The following is a 4,800-nucleotide window of genomic DNA, read 5'->3' on the forward strand; positions in this document are numbered from 1 at the left end:
CCGAACGCTACAGGTGCCTGACCGGCGCCCAGGTCGCGGTTCCGGCGATCTTCGAGAATGCGGCGACGGGCGACAAGGCGGCGCTTACCGTGCTCGACGAAACGGCGCGTTACCTGGCGCAAGGCATTGCGGCGATCGCCGCCGTCGCCAATCCCGAGAAGATCATACTGGGAGGTTCGATCGGCCTCAGGCCGGAGATCCTCTCGCGCGTCAAGGACTTGATGCCGCTGTGCTTCCCCTACCCCGTCACCGTCGAGGCCGGCGAGCTGGGCGCGCGCGCCGCGCTGATCGGCGCGGCCGCCATCGGTCTCGGCCAGTTGCACAATACGCTGTTCGGCGTCGACGCGCCGGACGGCCGGATCTCTCTCCCCACCGCCCAGGCGGCTGCCTTGAAGGAGGTCGTGCTTTGACCGCAGATATCCTGACCAGGCTGCGTGCCGCTCTCGATCCCGACCAGGCGCTGGCGCTGTTCAGGAGCGCGATCGGCCGCGAAAGCATCACCGGCAACGAAGCGAATTTCGTCGGCTTCCTTGAGGCGAAAATGCGCGAGCTTGGGCTGAACGGCCTGAGCCGGGCGGATTTCCTGCCCGGCAGGCCGAACATCTGGGGCGAACGCAAGGGTGCCGGCGATGGCAAGCGCCTGCTCTTCATCGGCCACACCGACACCGTTCATGTCGACGGCTGGCGGGAGCATTGGGCCGGCACCGAGCGCGAGGACCCGTTCGGCGCGCCCATCATTGACGGGGCGGTCTGGGGCCGCGGCTCCGGCGATCTGAAGGCCGGCATCACCGCTTCGCTGGCGGCGCTCTCGTTGCTCGACAAGGCCGGCATCCGCCTCAAGGGTGATGTGGCCTTCGCTTTCGTCGGCGACGAGGAGAGCGGCCAGCCCGGCACCGGCGTCTCCGCCGGCATCAAGCATTTCGTCGGCCGCATCGAGGCCCGCGAGGTCGCGGCGCCCGACTTCACCGTCTATGTCGAGCCGACGCGGCTTGCCGTCAACGCCGCGCAGATTGGCTTCTTCATCACCGACATCACGATCACCGGCAAGTCGGCCTATTTCGGCGTGCCGGAGCTCGGCAAGGATGCGTTGCGCGCCGCTCATGCCGCCATGACGGCGCTGTGGAGACACTCGGACGAGGTAGCGGCCCGGGCCGAGCACAAGCTCACCGGGCGCGGCTTCTTGCTGATCACCGGCCTCACCGGCGGCGGCTATATCGCCGTGCCTGAGCGATGCACACTGTCGCTGATCCGCAAGCTCCTGCCGGGCGAATCCCTCGACACGGCCGCCGCCGAGATCGAGGCCGCCGTGCGCGGCGCCATCACCGATCCCGAGATCACCGTGGAGTTCGCCTATCCGGCCGGACGCGATCACAGGCTGGGCGGCACCTCCGCCGAGATCGACGAGACGCGCGCCGAAGTCGCCATGCTGTCGCAATCGATGGCAGGCGCCATGGGCGGCCGCGGCGTGATCGAGGGTGCGCCCTTCTGGTCGGAATCGTCGTTCTTCGTCAACCGGTTGGGCATCCCCGCCGTCTATTGCGCGCCGGGCGACATCCGCAACTGCCACACCTTCGAGGAGCACGTCGACGTCGAGGAATACCTCGCCGGCATCGTCGGCTTCGCAGCCTTCATGGCCCGCTATTGCGGCGTGGCCGATTGAACGACCAACGAAGCAGAATGGGAGACTAAAAACATGCTGATGAAGAAATGGATTGCCGCATTGGCCGGCGGATTGATGCTCGCCAGCGCCGCCGCTCACGCGCAGACGGTCGGTCCGCAGGGCGAGACCGCCACGCCGAGCTCCAGCCTGACGCTGAGCGATGCCGACATCGCGGCGCTGAAGGACAAGGGCTACAAGGCTGCCCTTCTGTGGCACACCTCTTCCGACTTCACCAATGCTGTGACAGCCGGCGCCACCGACGAGTTCGCCCGCGCCGGCATCTCGATCGCGGTCAAGACCGACGCGCAGTTCGACGCCGCCCGCCAGCGCAGCGACATCGAGACCGCTTTAGCCGCCAAGCCGAACGTTATCCTGGCATTGCCGCTCGACCCGGTCACCTCCGCCGAAGCATTCCGCCAGGCGGTCAAGGACGGCGTCAAGCTGGTGTTCCTGTCGAACCTGCCCAAGGACTACAAGCAAGGCACGGACTATGCCTCGATCGTCACCGACGATCTCTACCAGATGGGCAAGCAGGCGGCCGACGCCATGGCCAAGGCCATCGGTGGCAAGGGCAAGGTCGGCTATATCTTCCACGATGCCAACTATTACGTCACCAACCAGCGCGACCAGTCCTTCAAGAAAACCATCGAGAAGGACTATCCCGACATCAAGATCGTCGCCGAACAGGGCATCTCAGACCCGGCCCGGGCCGAGGAACTGGCCAATGCCATGCTGCTGCAGCATCCCGATCTCGACGGCATCTATGTGACCTGGGCCGAGCCTGCCGACGGCGTGCTTTCGGCGCTGCGCGGCGCCGGCAACACCCACACCAAGATCGTCACGCTGGATCTTGCCGAGCCGGTCGCGCTCGACATGGTCAAGGGCGGCAATGTTGCCGCGCTTGTCGCCGACAAGGCCTATGAGCTCGGCCGCGCCATGGCCGCCTCCGGCATGAAGTCGCTGCTTGCCCAGCAGACACCCGCCTTCGTCGTCGCGCCGGCGCTGACCGTGACCAAGGAGAACGTCTCCCAAGGCTGGAAGGACTCGCTCAACCGCGACGCGCCGCAGTCGGTGCTCGACGCGGCGAAGTGAGCCGACGCTCCGGCTCGGCCTGCCGGGCCGGAGCTGTCTTCCTGAACAAGAAGGGGAACGGATATGCGCAAAGCATTTGGTATCATGACTGTATTGGCGAGCCTGTTCGCCGCCCACGCCTTCGCCGCCGAAGGCGTCACCACCGGGCCGAACGGCGAGAAGCCGGTTCCGGCGGCCTCGCTGACGCTGACGGCGGCGCAGGAGCAGCAGATCAAGGACGGCAAGTTTACCGCGGCCCTCGTCTGGCACGAGATGAGCGAGTACACCAACGCAGTCAACGCCGGGGCGCGCGACGAGTTCAAGCGTCTCGGCATCGAGGTGGTGGCGCAGACTGATGCCGGCTTCGACGCCGCGCGCCAGAAGGCCGATGTCGAGACGGTGATGGCCAAGAAGCCGTCGATCATCCTGTCGCTGCCGGTCGACCCGGCGACCGCGGCCTCTGTCTACGATCCGGCCCGCCAGGCCGGCGTCAAGCTCGGCTTCGTAGACAATAGCCCGGCCGGCTACAAGCAGGGCACGGATTACGTCACCATCGTCTCCGACGACCTCTTCCAGATGGGCAACAAGGCCGGCATCGCCCTGGCAGAGGCCCTCGGCAAGAAGGGCAAGGTCGGCTACATCTTCCACGACGCCGATTTCTACGTCACCAACCAGCGCGACGGCGCCTTCAAGAAGACCATCGAGCAGGACTATCCCGACATGCAGATCGCCGCCGAGGCCGGCATGGCCGATCCGGCGCGCTCAGAGGACATCGCGCAGGCGATGATCACCCAGCATCCCGACCTCGACGGCATTTATGTCACCTGGTCTGAGCCGGCGCTGAGCGTTCTCTCCGCCCTTCGCGCCGCCGGCAACACGCACACCAAGATCGTCACGCTCGACCTCAACGAACCGGCCGCGCTCGACATGGTCAAAGGTGGTAACATCGCAGCCCTTGTCGCCGACGAGGCCTATTCGATCGGCGTGACGCTGGCGCGAGCCTCCGCAGGCTCGCTGGTCGGCCTGAAGGCCGAGCCATTCTACGCGGTCGATTCCATCGCCGTCACCAAGGACACGGTGAAGGACGGCTGGAAGAAGTCGCTCAACAAGGACCTGCCCGCGACCATCGCGGACGCCATGAAATAGACGGCGTGGCAGGCTGCGAAGCACGCACCATCGGAGATCGAACATGACCAGCGCCAACACCGGCACCGAGATGGGCAGCTTCGCCAGCCGCTTCAATCTGCAGCAATATGTCGTCTATCTCGGCTTCCTGGCGATCTTCCTGTTCTTCGCCTTCATGCTGAGGGACAGCGGCTTCCTCACCGTCCGCAACCTCTCCAACATCGTGCTGCAGACAGCGCCGGTGACGATCATGGCGATCGGCCTCGTCTTCGTCATGTCGGCCGGCGAGATCGACCTTTCGATCGGCTCGATCGTGGCGGTATCGGCGCTCGCCACTGCCGTCACCATCGCCTCCTACGGCATGGCGGCGGGCATCGTCGCCGGCCTGGGCGCCGGAATCCTGATCGGCCTCATCAACGGCGCGCTGGTCGCCTATGTCAGGCTGCCGTCCTTCCTGGTGACGCTGGCGACGATGGGCCTGTTCGCCGGCGTCTCGCGCTCTATGACTGATCTGCGTTCGATATCGGTCACCAACGAGGCCTTCACCGGCTTCTTCGGCTCGGGCTCGCTGCTCGGCGTGCCCTCGCTGATCTGGTGGACGGTGATCGCCATTGCCGTCGGCCACCTCGTCTACCGCGAGACGCGTTTCGGCGCGCATGTGCTGGCGACCGGCGACAACGCCCGCGCTGCAAGCGTTTCGGGCATCAGCGTGCCGAAGATCAGGCTCGCCGTGCTCACCATCAGCGGCGGGCTCGCGGGGCTCGCCGGATTGCTTTACGCCGGCCGCCTGCAGGCGGCGAAATACACGCTCGGCGAGACCGATCTGATGACGGTCATCGCCGCCGTCATCGTCGGCGGCACGCTGCTCAATGGCGGCAAGGGCTCGATCGTCGGCGCTCTCGTTGGCTCGCTGATGATGGGCATGCTGAACAACGGCCTTATCC

At 66.0% G+C, this 4,800-nt stretch carries 5 protein-coding genes; all 5 read left to right on the forward strand.

Features of this window, described 5'->3' with window-relative positions:
- Positions 1 to 410 (forward strand): ROK family protein (locus EOA24_RS27710; RefSeq protein ID WP_133374636.1); only part of this gene is annotated, 410 nt, incomplete at its 5' end.
- Entirely contained in the window at positions 407 to 1,660 is a 1,254-nt protein-coding gene (locus EOA24_RS27715; RefSeq protein WP_126081862.1) for a M20 family metallopeptidase, read from the forward strand. The genes EOA24_RS27710 and EOA24_RS27715, both read left to right, overlap by 4 nt.
- Positions 1,661 to 1,693: 33 nt before the next feature.
- Positions 1,694 to 2,752, forward strand: coding sequence for a substrate-binding domain-containing protein (locus EOA24_RS27720; protein ID WP_126081861.1), 1,059 nt, complete (start codon positions 1,694 to 1,696; stop codon positions 2,750 to 2,752).
- A 63-nt stretch (positions 2,753 to 2,815) separates the two neighbouring features.
- A complete protein-coding gene (locus EOA24_RS27725; RefSeq protein ID WP_245501865.1) occupies positions 2,816 to 3,877 on the forward strand; it encodes a substrate-binding domain-containing protein in 1,062 nt (353 codons plus the stop codon).
- A gap of 43 nt (positions 3,878 to 3,920) precedes the next feature.
- Positions 3,921 to 4,800 (forward strand): ABC transporter permease (locus tag EOA24_RS27730; RefSeq protein WP_133374637.1); only part of this gene is annotated, 880 nt, incomplete at its 3' end.

This window comes from Mesorhizobium sp. M2A.F.Ca.ET.039.01.1.1 (assembly GCF_003998035.1).
Taxonomy (GTDB): Bacteria; Pseudomonadota; Alphaproteobacteria; order Rhizobiales; family Rhizobiaceae; genus Mesorhizobium.